The sequence below is a fragment of the Brevibacterium antiquum CNRZ 918 genome (assembly GCF_900169145.1).
Lineage (GTDB): Bacteria > Actinomycetota > Actinomycetes > Actinomycetales > Brevibacteriaceae > Brevibacterium > Brevibacterium koreense.
Map to the genome: position 1 here is coordinate 1 of NZ_FXZD01000021.1, position 17,496 is coordinate 17,496.

A 17,496-nucleotide genomic window follows, 5' to 3' on the forward strand; every position below is an offset into this window, starting at 1 on the left:
GGTAAAGTTGTGCATCAGGGACCTTGGGTCGTGATGGAGTCTTGAACACCTACATCATTGCACCCAGGGTCCCGTTGTCGTTCGAGGTTGCCTCAGCTCTTGAGCACCGCCCTATTTATGAAGAGCCAGTTTTCCGTGCCAAATGGCGAAAGATGCTGTATAGTATGACAATTATAGTAAATGTTTTGAATTAAACGATGATTGCAATTCCCAAATGTGACATCGACCGATATTCGCCTTAGCGATATGCAGGTCGATTGGCAGACATTGTGCCAGGTGACGTTCAAGCGTGATTCGCAGCTGTGAACTTCCCATCGCCGGCTGTGTGGTGGATATTGCAGGATACAAAGAAGGTTGGGAAGATGGCCGTTGCGGTTGGATCGGTCCAAGATCAGACTTTCGGGTACACGGACGAAGTGACGACCGTGGTGAAGTCTCTCACCGCCCCAGATGTCAGCGGTGCGTTGATTATCGGTGCTGCCGGAATCGGGAAGACCACGTTGATGAACGCCGCTCTGGTACGCATCGACAAAGACACGCCTGTTCTGCGCCTTCGAGGTTCGGAGGCGATGCGTGATCGGGATCTGGGAATTCTCGACATAGTCCTTTCCCAATCGGGAAGCACGGCCGACGTGAGTGCTGGTGCCGCGTTGTCGTCGATCGGTGCGGCACTGGCGATCCGATACCCCGACTCGATCCCCATCGTCCTCGTCGACAACGCGAATCTCGTCGATGCGACGTCACTGTCAGTGCTGACCCAACTCGCGGTGGCCGGGCGGGCCAGAATCCTCATCGCAGCGGAGTCTATTCGGCCGCCCGTCGACCTCGTGACCAGTCTGTGGCTTTCAGGCGATCTCATCCGGGTCGACCTCAACGGTCTCGACGAAGCCGCTGTGGCCGCACTGGCTGAGACCTCCGGATCGCGCACATTCGAAGGTCGATCAGTCTCCCGCTTGCACGCGGAGACTGGGGGAAACCCACTCCTACTCAGCCATGTTCTCTTCAGACGTGATCATCTGCGGACCGCAGATCGCATCTTGTGCAACATCGATCCAGAGCTGCGATCCGTACTCGAAATGGTTGCGATGACCGGAGCTGTCCACTATGAGACTCTCCTGCAGCTCTGCTCAGCGGACGGGCTCGATTCCCTGGTCGATGCCGGAATCATCAGGATGTCTCGTGCCAGGCACGGCGCCGTCAGGATCGTCGAACCGGTGGTTGCCTCTTCTCTGAAGTCACGGGTCAGGCCATCGCATTCGCTGTCCCTATGGAAGCGCCTCAGCGAAGTCGCCGACCTCGAAGTGATGGAAGGGTGCGCACTGTTCGGATACCTGTCTTGGGGAGGCAGCTTAGGCTTCGACCAGCCGGAAGAGAAGATCCTGGAGGCAGTCTCCTGGGCCAATAGCGAGGGTGACTATGCGGGCGCAGCCGAACTCGCCTCGGCCGCGGCCGAACAATCGGTCGAACTACTCCTCGAAGCCATCCGTGCAGAACAGGGCAACCACAACATCAGGGCAGCGAACAAGGCGTTCGATCGACTTCTCGATCGATTAGACGAGCGATGGACGGAGATGAGCTCGGAGTTTCTCTCCCGTGTGGCCACAATGGACATGCGCTTGACGGACCCGCGTGAGCCGGACCGGCTTCGAGTCGGCTGGCTGCGCAACCATCTCAACATGTCGATCGACCGCGGCCGGTTCGACGTCACACTTGCTCGGTTCGACCTCAAAGGAGGACGATTCGCCGAAGCTGTCGAACGTGCGGAACGTGTCTATCGTGACCATTCGTGCCTGACGCGTCACCGACTTCGTGCCTGCGCGGTCCTCGGATCTGCCTCGGTTCTCACTGGCAGAGTCGAGACCGGGCTGAAGCTCATCGAGCAGGCGGAGCTGATGTTCGGCCTGCCGGGAATGACGAGTCTCGAACGTGAAGACGCATCGCCTCAATTCTTCATCGCCAGATACACAGCGGGTGACTGGGCCGGAGCCCGAGCATCGCTGAGCTGGATGGAGGCACGGAGCGGGAATCGCGTCAGCCCGCGACTGTCCGGGTTCGTCGGAGCTCTTGTCGATCTGCGCACCGGTCACCCGGCTCGGGCGCTGGCTGTGCTGGAGCGGGTCACGATGACCACCGAGGACGTCGGCCATGTGGTCATCAATGCAGCCACGGACTTCGCACGTACCTTGTTGGGCGATACCACAGTGCAGAGGTGGCCGAGGCACAGCCAACCGTTCGAAGGTGACGACTTTTCGTACTGGGTGGAGTTCGAAGCCTCGCTGTTCCAGCTCCAGACTTTGGCAGTGACGAAGCCGGACAAGGCCGCCGATCAGCTGTACACGCTTGGTGGTGCGGCACGCTCGACGGGCGCTACAACATCGGCGGCCTCAGCCTGGCTGGAAGCAGCATGCCTCGGGCATAGAGCGGCCATCGTGGAGCTGGGCGGAGCGGCTGCAGAGATCGACGGGCGACCGGGACGTCTGGCAGGCATCGTCGCCTCTGCAATGACCGACGGCTCACCGTCTGCTCTCGTCGAGGCGGCCAGCGGCGCTGCAGACTATGGTGCAGTCGTCCTCTGCTCCACTCTTGCGAAGCTGGCTCAGTCCCGCGCCATCGATGCTCACGATCAGCAAGCAGCCAAAGATGCCCGCATCCTCATCGGCAACAGCTTGCGGGTGATCAAATTCAGCTCCTCAGGACCACGGCTGCAGGCAGTGCTGTCGGACTTCGAACGGCATCTCGTCGATGGGATCATGGCCGGGCGCACCAGTCAGGAAATCGGTGCCACGCAGCATCTGTCGGCCCGGACAATCGAATGGCACCTCAGCAGAATCTATCGCCGCTTGCACGTAGCCAATCGACGGGAGCTGCGTGAGGTGATCGTCTCATGGGAGGACCATCCATGATCCAGATCGGGAAGGCCGTCGTATTCGGACGCAGCCGTGAGGTAGAAGCGATGGAGCACTCTCTGGGCAGCTCGTCCTCCGGAGGGATCCTCATCGAGGGGGAAGGGGGCTCGGGCAAGACTTTCCTTGCTACCCTTCTCCACCGTCGCCGCGGAGGAGCGGAGCTGTGGTTGCGTGGTGATCGGATACTCCGATCTGTCGACTTCGGGGCGCTGGGATTGTTTGTCGATCTCGACAAAGACCTGGGCGATCTGCTCTATCGAGTCGTGTCAGTTCTGACTGGAGACCGATCCACCCCTGTGATCTTTATCGACGATGCCCACGACATCGATCGCCGCAGCCTCGGCGTGCTGTCGCAGTTGGCCAATGACGGCGATATCAGGATCGTGGCGACATTGCGACGGCCCCCGACTGGTCGGGGGCATCCGTTTGACGATCTCGTCGCGGACCATGTTCTCGATCACATTGTTCTCAGCCCACTCGATACTGACTCCTATGCGGAGATGGTAGAGCACCACCTCGGCGGGGTCGTCTCACGTGGGGTGCTCGACATCGTCGAATTCCACTCGGGAAGGGTCCCAGGGAAGATAGTCGAACTCCTCGGTTACACGCACCGGGCCAGGCGGTTCTACGACCGGCAGGGGGTTTGGGTTCTCGACGGCCGCGATATCGAATACGACGAACGTGCGCGTGACGTCACACGCATCGATCTTGAAGAGCACCCCACGCAGATGAGGGACGCTCTTGAACTCGTCGTCCTCGCCGGTGAGATCGACGTCGAACTCATGCTCACGGCCGGCCTCGGAGAAGCAGCCGACGCTCTGGTCGCTGCTGGGGAGATCCTCCTCGAAAACAGGGGACGACGCGTGTATGTGGCCGTGGAGAACCATAAGTCCGAGACGATCCGGTTCACTATCCCTGACGGCCGGAGTCGGCAGATGTACGACTTCGTCCTCACCAGCAGCACTTCACCTCCGTCCGAATGGGCGCTCATGTTGCGGATGGACTGGGCCTTAGCCTGTGGAGTCAAAACAGAGGTCCAAGATCAGATCAATGCCGCCCGCGTGGCAGCCCGAATCGGCGAATGGCAGAGGGCACTGCGAATGCTCATCGAGGTGCCGACCGCTTATATGGAGGCACATGAGCTCTGCGATCTCGGACGTCTCTACTGTGAGGTGAATCAGGCGGCTCTTGGCTTCGACGTGCTCGCTCAAGCCGTGCTGAAGGCCCGTTGCGCCGACATTATCGTAGAAGTATTCGTCGTCTGGGCCCACCGGGACTTCGACCGCAACTCTCCGACTCTGACCCTCGACCGGCTCCGTGACGCGCTCGACCGCGTAGAAGCACTCGAAGAAGAGGGTGTGGCGCATGGCATAGAGCGTGATTCCGAGAGTCTTGTCGAAGCACGCTGCAATGGAATCGATGTGTTCACCGCTCGTGACGTCATCGACCGGCTGGGCACTCGGCCATTGCTTGTGAGCGTCGCTGATCAGGATTTTTTTGTCCAGACCCTCCGCGATGCCCGACTGCCCGACTCTCTGCGTGTGCTTCTGACTGTGGCATTGGCTGGTCGGAAGGTCGAGCAGGGAGCCAACGCCGAAGCCCTAGACCTGCTTGACCACGAGTCCGGCCGCAGCCACTCCGTAGGGACCGGCTCGATGATCCTGTCCATGGCCCGAGCAAGTGCCCTGACCAGTGCAGGGGATACGGAGCGGGCAAAGCGAATCTTGAAGGAACTGCCAAGCAAAGATATCGCCTACCTTACCGCTCGCAGCGGGCCCAGCGACCTCGTCTGGCATCGTGTTCATACGCAGGACGGAGCATTGCCTGAGGCGACTAGGTCCGCTCACGCCGCCGTCGAGGGGCTCGAACACTGGAACCAGAAGTCCTTTCTCGCGATGGCCATCGCTGAAGCAGCGTATGTGTCGATTGTGGGCGGAAACGTCGAAGTCGCTGCCGAATACGAGGCTCGTTTCGATGAGCTGCCGACCTACGGGCCGTATCTCCAGTACCGCCGTGCGGTGATCCTAGTCCTCGTCGCGAAGGCGCTGCGCACTGGTGAAGCCGTGTGGGTCGAGAAGCTTCGACACCTGCTCGCCGAGGCAATGAGCGACGGATCGTCTGGTCTCGCAGCGCTCATCAGGCTCATGCTGTTCAGGCACTTTGACGTGGTGGAACCCGAAGAGATGTGCCTGCTGGCAGGGCGCGGCACAGGAGATCTGTTTCGTCTTCTCGGCCAGCTGGGAGCTGCGCTGCGAGACAGCGACAGCGCTGCTCTGCTCGATATCGCCGCGAGCCGAGAAAGGAGCCTGCCGGACATCGCCACGCTGTGCCGGTCGCTGGCCTCCCGCTTCACCGACGGGGTGGAGACCGGGCTGGGCGGAGGCAGCGACAGCAATCTGAAACTCACAGGTCGAGAACGCCAGATCAGCAGCCTCATCGCCTCAGGGAGCACGAACTCCGAGATTGCCGCACAGCTCGGCGTCCGGGTGAGGACCGTGGAAGGACATACCTACAGGCTGTTTCAGAAGTTGGGAATCACTCGCCGTGAGCAGGTTGCTGGGGTCCTCGAGGAACTGCGAGCCGCTCGCAGTCCAGTCGGGCCGGTCTCGAGTGGGCGCTCGACCTGAGCGAGCCGGAACAGCGCTGCAAACAAGTCCAAGGAAGTCGAATATTGATGTCGTAGTCTGCCTAGAATTCACTGGATGTTGCTTAGACGTCAGAGTTCTGCGCCTCGCTATTTGGAAAGAGCTTCCGAAGTGTAAGAAGCTGGCATCTATAGCCCGGACCTCTGGGTGCAGGTGCGCAGTGACGTTGGTAATGGACTGGGAAGTGATACGACGGCTGTGGCGAGACTTGGCATCGGCTGTGCAGACGAAATAGGAGTGAGTTCAAGTGCAACCGAGCCAACAAGTCAGGGACTCTGCCACGTTCCGTCGTGGGAGTTGATTTGTCTACCTACTCAATTCGAGGGAGTGTGCGCGAACGAGTTGTGCTGCCGTTGAGACACTTAGATATTGGAACCATGAGCAGTTCCAAACTATTGCTGTTGCCGAAGCCCAGTGCCCGGAGCAAAACTGACTGGCCGGGAACGAACAGCTCTCATGACTGATCATCGCGGGTGTGACTAATGCAGCGTCTGTCGATGACCTCGACGTCGCGTTGAGCACTGTTGATGGGCATACCACCGACTTTGCCGCAAGCTCGGCATCTCTTCTCGCGAGCAGGTCGCAGAGGCGCTCGACCGAGTGCAGCTGGGCTTCTCAGGCCGATCCCAATCGGCCAAGGAACACAGGCTAGCCGGTGTTCTCAGCGTCGAGTTTCCCGTTCCGTTCTTCGACTCAGCGCTTAGCCAACCCCACGAGCTTGTGAGCTGCTCGTCGAACTGGAGGTGCCACCGACATAGCTCGACGAGCGGTCGGATAGATCGACTTCAGCTTCAGACGGAACGTGCGTGGAGTATCTACTGAATTGATGTCGACCCGCGGGAGCGCCCAACGTCCTGCTGTTTCGTAAATGGCAAAGGCGCATTCGAAGCCAGCGCTGCTGACTGCCTGCCGAGATTTGGGGCTGTGCTGGCCGTACGGATACGCAAGAGTCTGTGCCCGAACCCCTACGCGTTCTTCGAGCAGTGCTCTGGCATCGCCCGTGTGTTTCGTCAGGTCCTGGAAGCTCAGGGATTGCATCGACGTGTGATCATGGCCGTGAATTCCCAGTGTGAGGCCGGCATTGGCGATCTCGGTTAGCCCTGCAGCGTCCATCAGCTCGTGCCAGGACGCAGGTTCCATCCAGGTTGAGCGGCCTCCGAGCAGGCCCGGGCATACATAGCAAATTCCTGGCATACGAAGCTTCCCGAGTATCGGCGCCGCGTTCTGCAAGACCGAAGTATAGCCGTCGTCGAAGGTGAGCAGAATTGACTTGCCGTCTAGAGGTCTGCCGTTCAGCCAATCGAGGTACTCGTTTTCCGAGAGGATTCGGTACCCGGAGCGCTTCAAATATTCCATTTGTTGGTGAAATGCATTGACTGGAACAAAAAGATTCTCTGCATCGTGGGCGGAATCCACATTGTCGATGCCATGATACATGAGCACTATGGGTGCGTTTTTCACACGAACTCCGTCCAGATTGATCCTGTATTCTGAGCATACCGGTTTAAAGGTCTTTTCCTGTGATTACGCATTATTTTCGGTTCGGTCCAATTCAGGCATTGTGAAAGTGGGGGTAATCCGTGCTCACGCGTCGCTCCGCCCTCTGCGCGACCGTTGCGTTGTTTGCCGGTGCAGGAACGATGGTTGCGTGTTCGGACCTGCCGTTGCCGAAAGCTGAACGCCCGGGTATGCAGAATGCTCCGATTCGACGACTCCGCGCTGGCGCCACATTTCATGGATTCTGGAACTACGAATCCGATCGCGAAATGATCCTCGCACTGCGGACGCTCAGGAATGCGGGCGGTCGGTGGGTGCGAATTGACTTGGGATGGGCGGCTGTTGAAACTGCCCGGGGTGTCGACAGCGACTGGGCACTCGAGAAATACGACCATGCGATCGAAGTTGCGCGCAGCGAAGACCTGAAAGTGTTGCTGGTACTGCAGCGAACTCCTGGATGGGCCAACGGGTCCGACGACGAAGCACTGGCGCCGAATGATCCGAGTGTCTTCGGCGACTTCGCGCTCCGTATGAGCCAAAGGTACGAGGGGAAGGTCTCCGCTATCGAACTGTGGAACGAACCGAACCATTCGTCATTCTTCACCGCACGGCAAGAGGGCCAAGAAGCGCCTGAGCATGCGGCAATGGTCGAGGACGCCTATCGGAAGATCAAGGAATACGGGCCGCAGGGCGACGAAGCGCTCGTTGTCCTTGCCGGAGGCACCTCGGAAGTCGACATCGGGTGGTGGGAGCGGATGTATGCCCTGGGAGTTGCCGATTTCACTGATGTTGTGGCGGTCAATCCGTATCCGGTCCCGGCGGATGCATCGATCACAGACATTTCGAACGGTTCATCTCGAATTCAGGAGATCGATCAGCTGATGGATCTGATGGCGGGTGAAGGCGACTCGAGCAAATCGATCTGGGTGACCGAACTCGGCTGGTCGACCCACCGAAGCGAGGTCGGCAGCAAAGACACAAGGCTCAACGTAGATGACGAGACGCAAGCCGATCGATTCGAAGAAGTCGTCAGACTCGTGGAGAAGGACTATCCGCAGATCGAGATGCTTCTCTGGTACAACTTGCGTGATCTTGGCGGCTCTGGAGACGGATTCGAGACGGGGTTCGGTCTCCTCGGGCACGATCTGGAGCCGAAGCCGGTCCTGCGTCGCATGGACGAGCTCTTCGTGGGCAACTGAGCTGCGCTCGAACGGAGACCGCGCGATTATGTGGTGATCAGTGACTCGTAGAGCTTGTGCAGAGCTTGCCGCTGCTTGGAGTTCGAATGCTCCTCAAGCCACGGTTGCGTCTGCTCGATCACTTCTCGGTAGGCATGCGCATTATTGAAGAGCCGTACCGCTTCCGCCGCGAGCTGCTTGGGAGAGTCAGACTGGCGTTCCTCGAGCACCCCCGTGAGGGAGGGGATTCGGCGCAGGGCCACAGGCAGCCCTCGTTGCACCGCGTCGAGAACGGACAGGGGAAGACCCTCGTAGTGTGCACTGTGAATATACACTCCGCCCTCTGACAGCAAGTTCGCCAGTTCCGGTGTCTCCAGCCAACCCGTGACTCTCACACCTGCGCTGCGCAGGGCGCAAACCATCTGCGGGTCGCCGTCGCCGACCCAGACGGCTTCGACGTCGGGGCGCAGTTCTCTGCACTTGCGGACCACTCTCTCGAAGAACTCCGGATCCTTCTGATGAGAAACCCGGCCGACCATGATGATGCGCCGTCGACTGGTGGAGTCTGTGTCCACCGTGCCGGGTGGAACCGATGGCACGTTGGGCACTACTCGCACCGGAGTCGGGCCGAGGGCAGCGGCCGCCGATCGCTCTGCGGGGCTGAGAGCAACGGTGACAGTCGTGTTCGCAAGCAGCAGTCGTTCAATCAAGCGGATTCCGAAGGATTGCGCACGTGAGAGGTTGGGGTCGACGAACTTATAGCAATGCGGTTGGTAGATCAGAGGTCGGGACGGCATGCGCCCAACTCTGAGGAAGCCACCCGCCCAGCTCGAATGTACATGTGCGATCGAAGCATCAGAATCTCGAAGGAGCCGCCGGAAAGTACGCATGCGAGACAGCGCACCACCGGTGACCTCGAACTCCCGCGTGAAGAGTCCAGAAGGCGGAGTATCGTCGCCGTGGAAAGCGATCACATGGTGTACCTGAGGGGCATTTGCGACCATGTCATTGATGGCGCGAGCAACGCCACCGTGGTAGCAGTCGACCATATGCATGATCACCGGCGTGGCCGAAGATCCGCTCCTTATATTGCTTGTCATTATCCCATCTTAGTGGACTTCTGGTGCAGTTCCATTTGCCTGTAGACTGCATTTGTGGGCAACACGGGACTGAATTCGGTGAACAGGGATGTGCCGTTGCGCGTCTTGGTCGTGACTCCTTTTGGTACGTCATCCGTGACCGGAGGGGCAGAGAAGTGGCTGCTCGGAATGATTGCGAACATGCCGAGCATCTCTTGGCATGTCCTGTCTCTCCAAGATGGGCCGTTCTGCGACGAACTGCGCGCAGCGGGCATCGGTGTATCCGTACGACCGACAGGGGCATCGGGGATTGCTGCAGTGCGAGCGGCCTGCGAAGTTGCGCGGTTCCTGCCGTTTCTGGAGCCCGACGTTGTCATTGGCAATGGGGTCAAAGCTCAATTGGTCATCGCACTCGCGACACCTCTACGCGGTATTCCTTCTGTGTGGGTGAAACATGACTATTCCTATGATTCGACTCTGGCAGGACCCCTGGGCTGCGCGGCGGACACTGTCGTTACGACCGCAGCTGAAGTCGGCGTGAAAGCCGGCCGGGATGACCTGGCAGTCATCCATCCGCCGGTGCAGGACGAGCCGATATGTGACAGGGACAAGGCACGGTCGATGCTACTCGAACGAGGAATCGAATTCGATGATCGCCCCGTTCTGGTCATGGCCGGCCGGCTCGTACCGTATAAGGGCTTGGACGATGCGATCGCAGGACTTGCCGCTCCTGGTGGAGAATCATGGCGTCTGGTCGCAATCGGAGAGGAAGATCATTCGTCTCCAGGGGAACGTGATCGACTCAGGCGGCTCGCAGAACGGCTGGGTGTTGTCGACCGCGTGATCTTCGCGCGGCCGGTGCAAGGGCTGGGCAGCCTCTTCGCCGCTTTCGACGCCTTGGCCGTCCTCACCAAACCGACCGACCGCCGCGCTCCGTCCCAGGAGGGATTCGGTATGACGGCATTCGAGGCGATGCAGGCGGGGATTCCTGTCATTGCAGTCAAAGACAGCCCAGTAGCGAAACGCCTTGGTGGAACTGCCGGTATCATCGTGTCACCGCAGTCGCCCTCGGAGATAGCTGTGGCACTGAAACGACTCATCGATCCAGCCACGCGTGCAGGGATGGGCGAGCAAGGACGCTCAATTGTCGCCGAATATGCGAATTCCGCCGAGGTAGCGGGATCGTTCGCATCGGTACTGTACGAGGCTGCCCAGCACAGTCGTTGGAGCGGACTCCGGCAGATAGCATCTCGCATGGTCCGCAAGGTGCTTCGCCGTCGAAAGGCAGCCAGTTGAACTCTCAAAGCGTCTGTTGGGGCCCCGTCCGCTGGTCGTTCCCTTTCGCAGGCCTGCTCGCTTGCGTTGCAGCGCTACCGCTGGGGGTGGCGCTTTCGCTCGGACCCCTCAACCTTATTCATCTCACGGCCGCTGCAGTCATCGTCATTTCCGTTATATCGCGGGTCGTCGCAGGGACGACCCCTTGGCGGTGGCATCCCAGCGCCATTTGGCTGCTCGGCCTCCTGCTCGTCTATCTGGCCTCGATGATCACGACTCGAGATCCGCTGACCGCTGCGCACACAGTTCTCATCTCGATACTGGGCGGGGCGCTGGCACTGACTGTGCACACAGTTTGTGTCACTGCTGCCCGGTGGCGCATCATGCTTACGGTTCTGATAGCATCTGGGACACTCGTGGCTGTCTACGGATTCGCGACTCGAGGTGCCGTTCAGGCCCAGTCGGCGGGGGCTGGTGCACTTTCCGGTCGCGCCGTCGGCGTCTTCACGGACCCCAACCAGCTCGGAACGTTCAGCGCTGTACTGTTGATGATCGCTTGGGCGCAGGCGCTCGTCGCGCGGAATTGGCCGATACGGATACTTGCCATTCTCTGCGCGGTTCTGTCTGCGGTGAATCTCGTTGTCAGCTTCTCCCGTGGAGCCTGGCTAGGTGCCTTTGCCGGGGCACTTCTGCTTATGGTTTTGACTGTAAAGTATTACCGGAAGTGGACTCTGCGGATTGTGGCATTGGCAACTGTCGTGGGAATTCCCGCTTTTCTCATCGCTGCACCACCGGAGTCTTCTCTCGTGACCGGGCGGTTGCTGTCGATTTTCGAGCCGGGATCGAATCCCAATGACAACAGGCCGTTCATCTATCGTGAGGCATACCGGCAGATCCAGGAGCATCCGGTGCTCGGCCAGGGGCCGGGAAGCTTCTCGCCGACATCCCTGTTGGCCGAACGGACGGGTATGGCTGTGGACGCGGTGCATGCTCACAATCTTTTTCTGCAGGTTGCTGCTGAAGCCGGAGTGGTCGCAGCTGCGCTGCTGGTTATGTTCGCGGCGGTATTGGCGCAACAAACGTGGAAAATGTGGACAGAGGTGCCGCGATATGAAGCTGCTATGGGTATGGGTCTCGTCAGCGCGCTGCTGTCTGTGCTCGTACAGGGAATGGTCGACTACACTCTGGGCAATCCGATCCTGTACTTCTTGGTATGGATCGTCCTCGGTGCACTGTTCGCTGTGACAAAACGCGCGAGGGACGCGAAGACAAATCGTTTTGAAGAAGGGACAGTGCAGTGAACACATTCGCCGCTCTACGCAGATATCGGGTTCTGGCGATACTCGTCTTTGTGATAATCGTGGCCGCAACTGCGCTATTCGCAGCTTTCTCGCCTCGTACCTATACGGCGACAACTATTGTCGCCTTGGTGCCCAAAGCGGATACCAATCCTAGTGGCGATCTCGTCCAACTGGCTGTGCCGACCTATGCGGAGCTCGTCGACGCACCATCAGTCATGACAGACATGGCCGATGCATACGGGGAGGACCCGAAACAGCTCAGCTCCAGCGTGAGCGGGGAAGTCGTGCCGTCCACCAATACAGTCATCGTTTCGGTGAAGTGGAGTGATCCTAGCAGAGCAGCTGAGCTCGCAAACGGAGTGACCAAGGAGCTGGAGAAGTTCTCAGATAAGGACCCGTTGCTGTCTGCCTATGTTGCGGCACCCGCAGAGCCTCCAATCGAGCCCAGTTTTCCTCCACTGGGAATCACGCTGACAGTAGGAGGAGTCGCGGCAGTTGTCGCTGCGCTCGCAGCTGCACAACTTCGTTGGGTAGCGCACCTTAGGACTCAGGGAAAGATGTCAGGCCATCACGATAAGCATGAGAATCGGATCAGCGACTGACGAAGACGCTGCCGACGACTCGGACTCCCTGACCTTGTGCAAGGTCGACGACTAACTTCAGATGATCCTGTGGAAGTCCGGGGCGAATGACCAGGAGGCAGAGCGTCTCGGCATCAGGGCGAGGAGAATTCGAGGGGGAGTGAAGCGCACCCCATTGGGCTGACCGGATGGTGATCGACCGTTTCTCGTCGTTGAAGTCAGAGCTCTCCGCGACTGTCCTCAGCCCCGCGGCAATTGGTGTTGCCTCTGTCTGGCTGCTGTCCAGGTTGGTCACGATGATCTCGTTGGGCTTGCGAGCGGTCGATGCTGGACGAGACAGCTCCCAGAGGAGCGGTAACCAGAGCCGCATCGCAGTGCGGATCTCTGAATTCTCCCGCTTCGTCTGTCGTGTCCTCCAAACTTGGCGACCTGGAATCTGCTGGAGTACCGGTATTCCGAGCGATCGGAGATCATCGGGTATCCAGACGCGCGGACGATACCCTTCTCGCGATAGAGCGAGGAAGGCTCCGGGAAACAGAGCGAGGAGGACACTGGGTAAAAGGATTATTGCCCTTCGGACAGGCGTACTGTCGTGGGATACAGGCGCCTCGGAAGTGTTCCATATGACAACCCGTTGATCTTCGTCAGCAGTTTCTTTGACGGTGTTGACGATAGACCGGGCAGCTGCCGTGCTGACCTCTGCGCTGGTTGTCGTCACCTCGAGGGAGAGCTCCAAGTCGCCCGTGGGCAACTTCACGCTGACATTGCCGCGAAGGTCGCCGGGGGGTATGCCTGCGTCTTTCTCTGCCTTCGCGATAGTCGCGTGGCTGGTCGCAGTCAGTTCATATGGAGAGATCATCCGGGCAAAAGCCGGCCCGGATTCGGTGTCTTTGGCCGGAGCGAACGACATGACCGTAGTCGCTGTGTATGAGGGTGGCAGAGTTGCCGCATAGACCAGGCACAATACCATGATCGGTAGGGCCAAGGCCGCGACGAGTCGCCATCGAACACGGAGTATCGTCAGGACTCTTCTCAGCGAGGCTTCTTCCACGACATCCTCTTGCGTAGCGCGTCGTTCCATTCCCGGAGTCGGCGACCGGCGGCATTGGCGATGGGAATGCTGCGGGCCACGACGCGGCCCCTGATCCCGAGGGGGATGACCAGGGTGCTGATGGTGAGGGTGTCGGGAAACAGCTGATGGTGTCTCGGAAACTTCGACTCCCTGCACGAGTCTATGGACGTGAGTTCGGTTTGACTGTAGAAGTCAGTGAGAAGCTCAAGCTCAGCAATGGCTCCCGGCGAGAATCGGCGGTACTCATCGTCGTAGGCCATTTTGAAACCGAAGATTCGTCCCTGTGCGATGAAATTGCAGAAATATGCTACTGGCGTTTCCGCGGTGCCGAACAATTTGAATTGGAGTCTGCCTTCGGCAGCGAATCCTTGACAAATGGTGCGGAGGAAGTCGGCGTGGCCGGGGCGGTTGGCCATTGCCCCACCGTCCTCGCCTTTCCACCCGCTGGCCTCGGCACGGAGGAATTGCTCGATAGCCGAATCGAGTTCAGGGCCTCGAGGTACTTCAGCCAAGCCGACATCACCTCCGAGCTTCCGTGCAAGACGCGCTTGCTTCTTGCGTTGAGCCTTCACCGTCGAGCTGCTCAGCCCGTGCTGAACCTCGTCAGTGCCGCGGTGTTTCAGGACTGCTTCTCTGGTGTGAGTGAGGAGAGATGTGGGGTTGAGATCGAGTCGTTTCAGCGCGGAGTTCACTGCGTTGGCAACGGCGCCGTCGACAGCGAAGCTTTCCAGGACGAGTACAGTCGCGATCTTCTCCTCCCGAAGAAACAGAAGTGCAGTTTCGACCGCAGTGACTGGATCGTTGGGCGTCAGCAGCGGATTCCCCAGAGACGAGTAGTCATGCTTCCATGTCCTGAGAGCCGGGGCAGGGACGCGTCGATAGCGTTTCATCCTAAGGACAGGCATCAGGAGGCACAGCTCGGTGCCGTTCCGGACGGCGAGCAGCTCGACATCTGTTGAACCCGGAAGCGAAGAGGCCGCCAGCGTCATTATGGGGTCGAAGAATGGGTTTGGCTCTATACACTGGTGGACCAAGTGACGCCACTGTTGCAGGAAGCCCTCGTCGACCTCCGACAATGGCACCAGGCTTGCTTGCATCTTCGTCATCGTTGCGGCCCCATTCCTTGTTCCTCGCCTCGGATAGCAGATACGGCAAGGGCCACAGCTGCCGCCACTTCCCTATTGAGCAATCGATGGATGACGAGCGTGCCCATGAGCAGTGCGAATGCTGTGCGCGAGGATCTAGTAGTTTCGAAGTTCTTGTGGAAGAGATAACGGCGATTTCGTACCACTCGCTGTGCGAATGCGACACTGTCGCGGTTCGAGAAACCCGCGTTGTCGTGCTGGATCTCGACGTCGCCGAGGTATCGAAGCTTGCCCAAGCCGGACAGGCGATAGGAGAAGTCCTCGTCTTCTGCCAGACCATAGCCGGCCAGTGTCTCATCGAAGCAGACCTGACGAGCTTCCGGACGACGTGCGGTCATGAACGCGCCCTGCATGAACTCGATGTCCCGACGAACTGTCTCGTCCTGGAGGCGCCTCGGAAAACCGGCGATGGTGAAGGTTCCGGGCTCGCCGCCAGCATTGAACACTCTTCGGAAGAGTGAGACTTTACCTCCCACTTCGTTACCGTAGGGCTCGACGATTCGAGCCGTAGCGCCGACGACGCTGGAATCTGCGTATGCAGCTCCGATCTCACGAAGTGCGTGCTCAGAGACCTTGGCATCATCGTCGAGAAAGACGACTACATCGCAGACGGCTGCTGATATTCCGACGTTTCTCTGCCGCGATGAGCCCGGATCCGAGTGAATGTGGCGGATCGGATACGGGCTGATGGCATCTTCACGTGCAGTGAGATCGAGGGCATCAGAATCCGCAGAGCCATCGACAATGAGGACCTCGTCTGGAGTGACTTCGCTGTTGCGCAGACTCTCGAGTGCATTGGGCAAATGCTCAGGGCGACCCAGAGTCGCAATGATAACGGACATGGTGGGCTTAGTGGAGTCCGAGCCCCGATCGGTACGATCCGACCCGCTGGGAGTCATGGTGTCCTCCATAGCGCGATCATACCCCAGCTCTGATAACGCGCCCGTTTGCTGTGTGGGGGCTTTTCCTGATGTCTCATTCGTATCCCGTTTCTCTTCGAGTGACCGATTTTGCGGATCGCAATCATGCAGAAGGCGATTCTTCTACTCGGGTCCGGGTCGGCTCCAGCTGACTGGTATCTTCGCTGCCTTGTTTGAGTTCGTGTGGAACAGAAGTTCGACTCCCGCAGCGCGTTCAGTTGATGAGAGCCGATTTCGGCAGCTGTGTCGGCTGTCCGGGTTTCGCAATATGTGAGTGGCCTCAGGTTTCCTCCCCAGTGCATGCTGGTCATTTCTCGTTCTCTGCTCCGCCTAAATCTGCGCTGGTGCCAGAGGCCTGCGAGCTGACGACAGGAAGCGTGCGGACCAGCCGCGAGGCGCTCGAGCGTCCCCATAGAAGCAGACTGCCCCAGCACGCAATGTAGACAACAGCGCTGATGAGAAGCTCGACGAGGAACGATGTGTGGAGGGCGAAGAAGATGACGGCGACGACGGCGCTGCAGAGCAGCGGTTGAGTCGACTGCCGTAGCAGCTGCGGCCATCGATCCAGAATCGTTCTGAGGAAGATCACGGTGAGAATCGCGTCGAGTGCAAGTCCGCTCGTCAAAGCGATCGTTGCACCCGCGGCGTCAAAATTCGGGATCAGGAGAAAGCAGAGGAGAGCGACCGTCCCAGTTGAGGCAGATGCTGAAATCAGCAACGGCGTGGTTGACGATGCGGCTACGAGTGCGGTCCTGCCGACAAACGTCACAGCGAACAGCGCAGGAGCCGGTGCGAGCCACCACAGCGCCAAGGAAGCGTCCGCGACATACTGCTCTCCGAAGATGAGGTGGATCATCCCGGGTGCGTCGACGAGGCAGACTGCCGCGAACGGAAGATAGAAGCCGCAGAGTATGTTGACCGTCGACTCGATCAGAGCTCGCAGATCCTGCCCGCTCTTTGCCACGCTCATGAGGGGAAAGACTGCTGCAACCAATGCGAAAGACAGAAAAAGGACAGTTTCATAGAGACGGAAAGCAACCGAATAGATGCCGACTGTCTGCTGGGTTGCAAGAGCACCGAGCAATATGAAGCCGATTCGTGCCTGGAGGACCTGGATCAATGAGCTGAGTCCGATGAACCCCGTCCCTCTGAAGCAGCTGCGAAGGCCCGTTCTCGTGACCAACCTGAGGGTGAAGCGGATTCGCAGTCGGTGCAGGGCAACACCATGCAGAGCGAGTCCGAGCACCGAAGAGAAGAGGAAGGCGGCACTCAACGCGATGACGTCACCCCACTGCAAGACCAGCGGGACGGCGACTGCGAACATGATGATGCGCTGTCCGATCAGGGCTGCCGAAGTGATTCCTTGGCGATGGATCGTTGATGCTGCGGACCGCGCGTTGTCACTGACCATATCGCAGAGCACGCCGGCGAGGACCATGGCAGTTGCCAGCGAGGCAGTGCGGTCTGCCTCCCAAACAGCAAAGACTGCGATGCCGATGATGAGCAGGGGCACTGTGAGAACCACCTGCCAGACGATGGCTTCGGTGAAGAATCGGGAGAGCTGTGAGGTGTCCTGGCTCGCCCGCCTCACCATGACACTGTCGAAGCCCCATTGGCCGACGGCAACGAGGATCAGGCCTAGTGCGAGGGCGAGGTTGAAAACACCGAACCCGGCTTGGCCGAGCTGCTGCGCAGCGACTACGGTCCAGGCCAGCGTACTGATTTTTCCAACGCATTCGGCAATCGCAACGAATCCAGCATTCGCTAAAGCGGCTCTTCATAAATAGGGCTGTAGGAGCCTGCCCATTCCTCCGGCATGGAGGAGCGACCGGATGAGATAGTTGCCCCGGTTACGGAATCCCAGCGCGATACCCCGCAGATGCTCCAGCCTGCCGTT

Annotated in this window: 12 protein-coding genes and 1 pseudogene; 6 read left to right on the forward strand and 7 right to left on the reverse strand. The window is 59.3% G+C overall.

Going from position 1 to position 17,496, the window contains the following annotated elements:
- Positions 1 to 362: 362 nt before the first annotated feature.
- Both BANT918_RS16370 and BANT918_RS16375 read left to right on the forward strand, forming a co-directional pair.
- Entirely contained in the window at positions 363 to 2,903 is a 2,541-nt protein-coding gene (locus BANT918_RS16370; RefSeq protein WP_101621157.1) for a LuxR C-terminal-related transcriptional regulator, read from the forward strand.
- Positions 2,900 to 5,533 (forward strand): LuxR C-terminal-related transcriptional regulator, encoded by a 2,634-nt coding sequence (locus BANT918_RS16375; protein ID WP_167389504.1) that lies wholly within the window; start codon positions 2,900 to 2,902, stop codon positions 5,531 to 5,533. The genes BANT918_RS16370 and BANT918_RS16375 overlap by 4 nt, the downstream gene beginning before the upstream one ends.
- Before the next feature lie 711 nt (positions 5,534 to 6,244).
- Here BANT918_RS16375 and BANT918_RS16380 read toward each other — a convergent pair.
- Positions 6,245 to 7,012 carry a polysaccharide deacetylase family protein gene (locus BANT918_RS16380; RefSeq protein ID WP_101621159.1) on the reverse strand — a complete coding sequence of 256 codons (768 nt, stop codon included), beginning with the start codon at positions 7,010 to 7,012 and terminating at the stop codon, positions 6,245 to 6,247.
- A gap of 305 nt (positions 7,013 to 7,317) precedes the next feature.
- Between BANT918_RS16380 and BANT918_RS16385 the strand changes: the two genes are divergently transcribed.
- Positions 7,318 to 8,247, forward strand: coding sequence for a cellulase family glycosylhydrolase (locus BANT918_RS16385; protein ID WP_167389505.1), 930 nt, complete (start codon positions 7,318 to 7,320; stop codon positions 8,245 to 8,247).
- 26 nt (positions 8,248 to 8,273) lie between these two features.
- On the opposite strand, the gene BANT918_RS16390 is transcribed toward BANT918_RS16385, so the two are convergent.
- Positions 8,274 to 9,326: a glycosyltransferase family 4 protein gene (locus BANT918_RS16390; RefSeq protein WP_101621161.1), complete on the reverse strand. Its 1,053-nt coding sequence runs from the start codon at positions 9,324 to 9,326 to the stop codon at positions 8,274 to 8,276.
- A gap of 180 nt (positions 9,327 to 9,506) precedes the next feature.
- Here BANT918_RS16390 and BANT918_RS16400 point away from each other — a divergent pair, with 180 nt between their 5' ends.
- From BANT918_RS16400 to BANT918_RS16410, 3 genes are all read left to right on the forward strand, one after another.
- On the forward strand, positions 9,507 to 10,601 hold the full coding sequence (locus BANT918_RS16400) for a glycosyltransferase family 4 protein (protein WP_167389506.1): 1,095 nt from the start codon (positions 9,507 to 9,509) through the stop codon (positions 10,599 to 10,601).
- 395 nt (positions 10,602 to 10,996) lie between these two features.
- Positions 10,997 to 11,881 (forward strand): O-antigen ligase family protein, encoded by an 885-nt coding sequence (locus tag BANT918_RS16405; RefSeq protein WP_167389507.1) that lies wholly within the window; start codon positions 10,997 to 10,999, stop codon positions 11,879 to 11,881.
- Positions 11,878 to 12,483 (forward strand): YveK family protein, encoded by a 606-nt coding sequence (locus BANT918_RS16410; RefSeq protein ID WP_101621165.1) that lies wholly within the window; start codon positions 11,878 to 11,880, stop codon positions 12,481 to 12,483. The genes BANT918_RS16405 and BANT918_RS16410 overlap by 4 nt, the downstream gene beginning before the upstream one ends.
- On the opposite strand, the gene BANT918_RS16415 is transcribed toward BANT918_RS16410, so the two are convergent.
- The 5 genes and pseudogenes from BANT918_RS16415 to BANT918_RS17955 form a co-directional block, all read right to left on the reverse strand.
- Positions 12,473 to 13,513 carry a Wzz/FepE/Etk N-terminal domain-containing protein gene (locus BANT918_RS16415; RefSeq protein ID WP_101621166.1) on the reverse strand — a complete coding sequence of 347 codons (1,041 nt, stop codon included), beginning with the start codon at positions 13,511 to 13,513 and terminating at the stop codon, positions 12,473 to 12,475. The two genes, BANT918_RS16410 and BANT918_RS16415, sit on opposite strands and share 11 nt — an antisense overlap.
- Positions 13,495 to 14,424 carry a GNAT family N-acetyltransferase gene (locus BANT918_RS16420; protein ID WP_167389508.1) on the reverse strand — a complete coding sequence of 310 codons (930 nt, stop codon included), beginning with the start codon at positions 14,422 to 14,424 and terminating at the stop codon, positions 13,495 to 13,497. The genes BANT918_RS16415 and BANT918_RS16420 overlap by 19 nt, the downstream gene beginning before the upstream one ends.
- A 212-nt stretch (positions 14,425 to 14,636) precedes the next feature.
- Positions 14,637 to 15,521 carry a glycosyltransferase family 2 protein gene (locus tag BANT918_RS16425; RefSeq protein ID WP_167389509.1) on the reverse strand — a complete coding sequence of 295 codons (885 nt, stop codon included), beginning with the start codon at positions 15,519 to 15,521 and terminating at the stop codon, positions 14,637 to 14,639.
- A gap of 385 nt (positions 15,522 to 15,906) precedes the next feature.
- Positions 15,907 to 16,455, reverse strand: coding sequence for a polysaccharide biosynthesis C-terminal domain-containing protein (locus BANT918_RS17950; RefSeq protein ID WP_267892115.1), 549 nt, complete (start codon positions 16,453 to 16,455; stop codon positions 15,907 to 15,909).
- Positions 16,435 to 17,355 (reverse strand): annotated as a pseudogene (locus tag BANT918_RS17955) (oligosaccharide flippase family protein); the annotation flags it as partial. The gene BANT918_RS17950 and the pseudogene BANT918_RS17955, both read right to left, overlap by 21 nt.
- Between the last annotated feature and the right edge of the window lie 141 nt (positions 17,356 to 17,496).

What these genes read in the sequence shown, in the direction of transcription:
- BANT918_RS16425 (WP_167389509.1), bottom strand. Translation starts at nt 15,521, where the DNA reads ATGTCCGTTATCATTGCGACTCTGGGTCGCCCTGAGCATTTGCCCAAT.
- BANT918_RS16420 (WP_167389508.1), bottom strand. Translation starts at nt 14,424, where the DNA reads ATGAAACGCTATCGACGCGTCCCTGCCCCGGCTCTCAGGACATGGAAG.
- BANT918_RS17950 (WP_267892115.1), bottom strand. Translation starts at nt 16,455, where the DNA reads ATGATCCACCTCATCTTCGGAGAGCAGTATGTCGCGGACGCTTCCTTG.
- BANT918_RS16400 (WP_167389506.1), top strand. Translation starts at nt 9,507, where the DNA reads ATGCCGAGCATCTCTTGGCATGTCCTGTCTCTCCAAGATGGGCCGTTC.
- BANT918_RS16375 (WP_167389504.1), top strand. Translation starts at nt 2,900, where the DNA reads ATGATCCAGATCGGGAAGGCCGTCGTATTCGGACGCAGCCGTGAGGTA.
- BANT918_RS16390 (WP_101621161.1), bottom strand. Translation starts at nt 9,326, where the DNA reads ATGACAAGCAATATAAGGAGCGGATCTTCGGCCACGCCGGTGATCATG.
- BANT918_RS16385 (WP_167389505.1), top strand. Translation starts at nt 7,318, where the DNA reads ATGATCCTCGCACTGCGGACGCTCAGGAATGCGGGCGGTCGGTGGGTG.
- BANT918_RS16370 (WP_101621157.1), top strand. Translation starts at nt 363, where the DNA reads ATGGCCGTTGCGGTTGGATCGGTCCAAGATCAGACTTTCGGGTACACG.